The organism is Litorivivens sp. (genome assembly GCF_041625495.1).
In the GTDB taxonomy this organism is placed as follows: Bacteria; Pseudomonadota; Gammaproteobacteria; order Pseudomonadales; family Spongiibacteraceae; genus Litorivivens.
Genome location: NZ_JBFJTH010000201.1, coordinates 1 through 5,937, shown reverse-complemented (window position 1 = coordinate 5,937; position 5,937 = coordinate 1). Strand labels below are relative to the sequence as shown.

Below are 5,937 nucleotides of genomic sequence, written 5' to 3'. Positions count from 1 at the left end.
TATAACCATTAAAAAATACCTCACTAAATCAAAGCCCTACTTCACAGAATCCCGTCAGCGACGCCCAAACGAACTGTTTTTTGTTGTTATTTCGATTTACTTTCAGTAACTTGGAGCAGAAGACTGCATTTTTTTCTAGAATAACTGCAGGGCCGCTGCCAACAAATTGATCAGCACCGGCACACACTGGCGATAACAAAGGTTAATAGTAATGAGACAGCTAGTTCAGGCGCTTCTTCTCGGAATGTTGGTTGTCAACCTGAGCGGTTGCCCAGGGGACAGTGATAGTGACGATGGCACGCCTTCCATAAGCGGCCTCAAGGACTCGAGTGGTTCATCTGGTTCATCGAGCAGCGGCGATAGTAGCAGTAGTTCCAGTACCGGCCCCACGGTTGCCCGAATGGGTTCAACCAGCGGAGGAACCTTTACGGAAGGAACGATCAAGGCCAACAGTACAACTCTCTCTGCAGGTGAAAGTACGTCACTCAGCGTAGAAATTGTTGACCAGAATGGAGCGCCGGTTACCGAAAGCGCCGAAATCTTTTTTACTTCCGGCTGTGTATCTTCAGGCCTTTCGGAAATTACTCCGGCTATCGCCACCACCAACAATGGCACCGTACAGGTGACCTATAAGGCGATTGGCTGTGATGGCTCTGACACCATAAGGGCACAATCATCTTTAAATGCCAGCACGCTCAGCTCTACGGTCTCGATAACCGCAACGCCAGCGCCACTCGGTGCGATAACGTTTTTATCATCTGCCCCTAATATTGTCTGCATTCGCGGCACTGGAGCAATTCCGGAACAATCGATCGTCACGTTCAAGGTAACAAATACTGCAGGCGGCCCCGTCCAGAATCAACCGGTCGACTTCAAGCTGAACTCCTCGGTAGGTGGTGTCTCACTCAGTAATGCGCAGGGAACAACCGACGCCGAAGGTCTGGTAAGCACAACAGTAATATCTGGCGATGTGCAGACGACCGTGCGAGTCACAGCTACGACGACTCGTGACGGTAAAACCACAACTGCACAGTCCAACGGCCTGGCAGTGACTACCGGCATTCCCGATCAGGACAGTTTTTCTATAAGTGCTGAAACCCTCAACATTGAAGGCCTCAACCTCGACGGCGTGACAACCAAGGTTAACATCCGCGCGGCAGACCGCTATAACAACCCTGTTGCCGACGGTACCGCAATAGCTTTCACTACTGAGGGCGGATCAATCGAGGGCACCTGCAGCACCGTCGCTGGTGTTTGCTCTGTAACATTCACGTCACAGGATCCTCGGCCCAGCAACGGGCGCGCAACTGTTCTGGCTTATGCTGTTGGCGAAGAAACTTTTGTTGACGCCAACCCTTCGAATGGCCAATTTGACGATGGCGAAAGCTTCACCGATATTTCCGAAGCCTATCGCGATGACAATGAAAGCAATTCCCGTGACACTAACGAAGTTTTCGTAGACTTTGATTCAGACAAAACCTTCGACAACCCCGACTCGCTGTTCAACGGGCTATTGTGTAACGGGCCCACTTGCGCCGCTCCCGAAAACCGCACGCTCAACGTGTGGGAAAATATCGTAATCGTATTGTCAGGCTCCAATCTCAATGTTCAGGTGACACCAGCGGTGATAGACCTAAACACTGGCGGCAAAAGCGTCACCGTCACTGTGTCGGATATAAACGGCCAAGTACCGCCAAAAGGTACGACGATAAAAGCAGAAACATCGCAAGGGAAAATTTCTGGCCCATCGTCATTCACCGTACCCAACACAAATTTCAACGGCGCGCTAAGCTACAGTATTTTTGTTGAGCCAGGTACGGCAGGTAAAGATGGTGTTCTAACCGTAACGGCTGAGACACCATCAGGCACGATTTCTACTGGGCGCGCGACGGTTGATCAAACACCTTAAATCACTGATGCGCCCGCAGAGTGCAGCCTTACTTTAGAGGCTGCGCTCCGCAAATTCCAACTCCGCTACAGCACCGTCACCCGTCTGACCCAGCACAAACTTCTCCACTTTGCCCCCTACCAACGGAATCTTCGCCTTGCAGGTGTGGGAAACACTGTATACACAGCCTTTCTTTGACGGTTTCAAGGTAAATTTCCCGCCGATCGTAACCGGCTGACCTTCCACGACCATTTCAAAATCGCCTTCCCAGGCGTCACCGTCACGACGCCAAGTTTCTGTCATATTGATAGTTTGCTGGGGATTGAACAGTTTGGCGAGAAAGGCCGGAAGGTCACGGGTAACAACCCGCTTCATTTTGATAACGGTTTCGTCGTCGTATTCTTCCACTTCGGCTTCACAGTCTTCGCCCATGGCGGTGCTGCGCTCGACCAGAAAGTCAGGGTCTGTGAGCAGTTCGTAGAGTTTGTCGACGCTGACGGAAAATTCTTGGGATACGGCCATGCCACCACCTCTGGTTTGTTATGGTTGGCCGGCCATTATTTCACAAGTTTGCGCCGGGGGAAGACTTTCTACTTTCCCCTGTGGGAAAAGACAGAAAAGCGACGCCTTGTCTGCACAGCGAGGCGTCGGGAACCCTAAGCACCGCACTGGCAGCGGCGCAGGCTAGGGCCAATCTAGAAGTCGTAGGAAAACTCCAGACCGATAGTGCGCGATGTACCCTGCACCAGGGTTGCCGCACCGAGCAGGGCACTCACCGCAAAACCGCTTTTAAAGTATTCCTCGTCGGTTAGGTTATCGGCATAGGCGGCAATCCGAAGCTTTTCGCTGGGAAAATAGTTAATGCGGGCATTCACCAGCGTCAGATCGTCGACATAAGATGAATCGTATTCTACCGCCAGATAGTCGATACCTGTGAACAATTCGTCCCGGTAGTATACGCTCATGCGCGGCACCACGAGACCAAACGGCGTCATCCAGTTGTACTGGGCCGCCAGCGAATAAGACATTTCTGGCACCAGTGCGAACGGTTCCGAACTGCGGTCAACGACCGACTCACCCTGGCCAGGTGTCACAATTGTCGCGGTATATTCGTCGTAGCTAGCATCGGTATAGTTCGCGTTGGCGCTCAATATCCAGTTTCCCAACAACAAGGTCGTTTCCATTTCGATGCCCTGTATTGTTGCTTCACCCGCATTGGCCAGGAACAGGAATATATCGCTGATCCGCTCGCCCTGCTCCGCGACACGCACATGGATGTCGGTATAATCCATTGCATAGAGTGCCGCGTTGAAGCGCAGGGTCGAATCCAGACTGTCCAGCTTGACCCCTAGCTCGTAGTTCACCACCTCTTCTGGATCAAACGCCACCAGCTCCGGGCCACGAGGCTCAAATCCGCCCGCCTTAAAACCTTCACTGTACGTTGCATACCAAAGCGCACTGTCGAGGTTCATGGTTTCCAGCCACTCATCACTGGCCTGCACAGACAGTGTGACCGCCGGGGTGAAGTTACTCCACTGTTCGGTACGGACATCAGCGTCTTCAATAATATCGACAGGCAAATCCGGCAGGTTGCGCCCAATCTGGTCAAACTGGGCACGCGTAATTGGCGAGTAAAAACCGGCTTGATCGATATAGCTGGCGCCAATGCGCTGACCGTAAGTTTGCTCGTCGATATCCACCACCGTCAGACGGCGCTCACGCTCCTCAAAGGTGTATCGACCTCCCATGGTCAGCTGCACCGTATCGCTTATGCTCCAGGTAAATTGGGAAAACACCGCCCAGCTAGTATTTTCCAGCGAGCTGAATCCACCAAACAGGGTGGTCAATGGAAATACAGCTGCCGCCCCCAACGGCGGTAGCCCCGGAATAACGGCATTGCTGACCGTGTTGGGATCAATACCCGACAGACCCTTTGGCCCGATAACCTGCGCAAACGGGTTGTCGTCAATTCGCTCCAGTGACGCAAACGCTCCCACCGTATAGCTCACCCTATCAGCGAAGGCGGAGCCAACAAGCTGGATTTCCTGGCTAAACTGATCGCGTTTTTCATCGCGCACCGCTTCGCCATCGGCACGCAACACATCATTCAGCGCGCGCGTGCCATTGTTGATGATATGGGTTGAGGTACCGTCCTGATCATCGTTGCGCTCGATATCCTGCTGATGACTCCACGCTGAAATACTCTTGATTTCGTAGTCAAAGAAATCCCAAGTCATCGTCAGCGCCAGCATGGTGCTGGTCATGGCTACAACACTGTCGTCGCTGTTTACCGTAATTTTATGGTCGTTAGCGGCCTGCTCACTGACTGCGCAGGAATCGCTAAACGACGGCTGGTTGGGGTATATGAGCTGAACAATATTGGCATTGGGGTTTTGCAATATACAGGTCAGCGGTGTGCTGCGTTCACGCTGCTTACTCCTATAGGCAAACACGTCCATGCTGAAATTGTCTGACGCCTGCCAGAGTGTGCGCAGCGAAACCGCCAGACGGTCCTCATCACCGAAGGTGGCACCATCAGCGTTCTCAATATCACCGTCGAAGCGCTTGCTGCTGATGCCAAAGCGCGTGGCAAGCCGGTCTTCGACCAAGGGCATATTGCCGTAGAGTTTGACATCCTGCCGACCATAATTGCCAAGCTTGACCGCGGTACCGAATTCTCGTTCGTACAAGTTGGCATCACGGGTCGACACCAGCATGGCACCGCCCGTGTTGTTCTTGCCAAACAAGGTGCCCTGAGGGCCACGAAGTACCTGAATGGATTGGGTATCTACCGTATCGAGCAGCTGGGTATCCTGCCGCGCCAGAAAAATGCCGTTCAGATACACACCCACTCCCGGGTCAAGTACCGCTGTGGCTTCACGCTGGCCAATGCCACGAATGAAAATGGCCGGTGTTTTTGAGCCGCTTTCACCAAACTGCAGGCCGGGCACCAGCTGCTGCAAATCCGTAATGGAGGAAACACCAGCTTCAGCCAAAGCATCGGCGCCCATAGCGCTCACTGCGACAGGGGTTTCCTGTAGGCTTTCTTCCCGACGACGAGCCGTTACGTAGACTTCTTCCAGAGAGGCTTTGACCGTTTCACGTTCCTCTGAGGGTGCATCGGATTCCATGTATTGTGCAATGACGATGCCGGGCGCCAACAGCAAACCTGCAGCCAGCCCTAGCAGCCTGGATTCATGTGACATCGAGTTTTCCGCCGTATTATTGTCAAAGGCCATCGCCAGCAATCGATTCTTGCTGTAGCCGGCCACTATTATTTTCGCGAGCGCCCATTTTTTTTGTTCTATCGAGCAACCCGGTCCCTTCCATAAATACATTTCATGAGAAATGTTTTCACAGGCTAACGGCCGCCGAAAATTCCGTCAAGATTAAGAGATGAATATTTTTCAGACCAAAACATTGCTATTGAAATGTTTTTTGGCTTATAGTGGTTTCAACATGGGGGTTAGTCTCCCGCCCCGAACATGAGGACAGAACATGACTTACAAGCCTAAGCGCATGAAATTCGGTGCTTTTTTTGCGCCTTTCCATAAAGACATCGTCAACCCCACGCTCGCCATAGACCGGGACATGGAACTGATCCAGTGGCTGGACAAGCTGGCCTATGACGAAGCCTGGATAGGCGAACACCACAGCGGGGCCTATGAATGCATCGCCTCGCCCGAGGTTTTTATTGCCACGGCGGCCGAGCGAACGCGCAATATTCGGCTGGCTACAGGCGTCAGTTCCCTTTCTTATCACCATCCGCTGGTATTGGCTGATCGAATTTGCCAACTCGACCACCAGGTCCGGGGCCGTCTGACCTTCGGCGTTGGCCCTGGCCAGCTGGTGGCCGATGCCTACATGATGGGTATCAACCCAAAAGATCTGCGCCGCCGTATGAATGAATCGCTGACTGCCTTGGTAAAACTGCTAAACGGCGAAACCGTCACCATGAAGACCGACTGGTTTACCCTGAATGAAGCCCGCTGCCAGATTCTGCCTTACCAGAGCCCCACGATAGATATGGCCGTTGCCTCGGCTATTAG

Annotated in this window: 4 protein-coding genes; 2 read left to right on the top strand and 2 right to left on the bottom strand. The window is 52.8% G+C overall.

The features are described from left to right. The first annotated feature begins 211 nt into the window (after positions 1-211). Positions 212-1,909: a hypothetical protein gene (locus tag ABYP39_RS16755; RefSeq protein ID WP_372783711.1), complete on the top strand. Its 1,698-nt coding sequence runs from the start codon at positions 212-214 to the stop codon at positions 1,907-1,909. 33 nt (positions 1,910-1,942) lie between these two features. Here ABYP39_RS16755 and ABYP39_RS16750 read toward each other — a convergent pair whose 3' ends face one another. Together ABYP39_RS16750 and ABYP39_RS16745 are read right to left on the bottom strand one after the other, a co-directional pair. Beyond that, on the bottom strand, positions 1,943-2,410 hold the full coding sequence (locus ABYP39_RS16750) for a DUF2505 domain-containing protein (RefSeq protein WP_372783709.1): 468 nt from the start codon (positions 2,408-2,410) through the stop codon (positions 1,943-1,945). 173 nt (positions 2,411-2,583) lie between these two features. Beyond that, positions 2,584-5,094 (bottom strand): TonB-dependent receptor, encoded by a 2,511-nt coding sequence (locus tag ABYP39_RS16745; RefSeq protein WP_372783707.1) that lies wholly within the window; start codon positions 5,092-5,094, stop codon positions 2,584-2,586. Positions 5,095-5,386: 292 nt separating this feature from the next. Here ABYP39_RS16745 and ABYP39_RS16740 point away from each other — a divergent pair. Then, a partial coding sequence (locus ABYP39_RS16740) for an LLM class flavin-dependent oxidoreductase (RefSeq protein WP_372783705.1) occupies positions 5,387-5,937 on the top strand: 551 nt, incomplete at its 3' end.

Bases quoted from the DNA above. Each gene is read 5' to 3' on its own strand.
- ABYP39_RS16755 (WP_372783711.1), top strand. From the start codon at position 212: ATGAGACAGCTAGTTCAGGCGCTTCTTCTCGGAATGTTGGTTGTCAAC.
- ABYP39_RS16750 (WP_372783709.1), bottom strand. From the start codon at position 2,410: ATGGCCGTATCCCAAGAATTTTCCGTCAGCGTCGACAAACTCTACGAA.
- ABYP39_RS16745 (WP_372783707.1), bottom strand. From the start codon at position 5,094: ATGTCACATGAATCCAGGCTGCTAGGGCTGGCTGCAGGTTTGCTGTTG.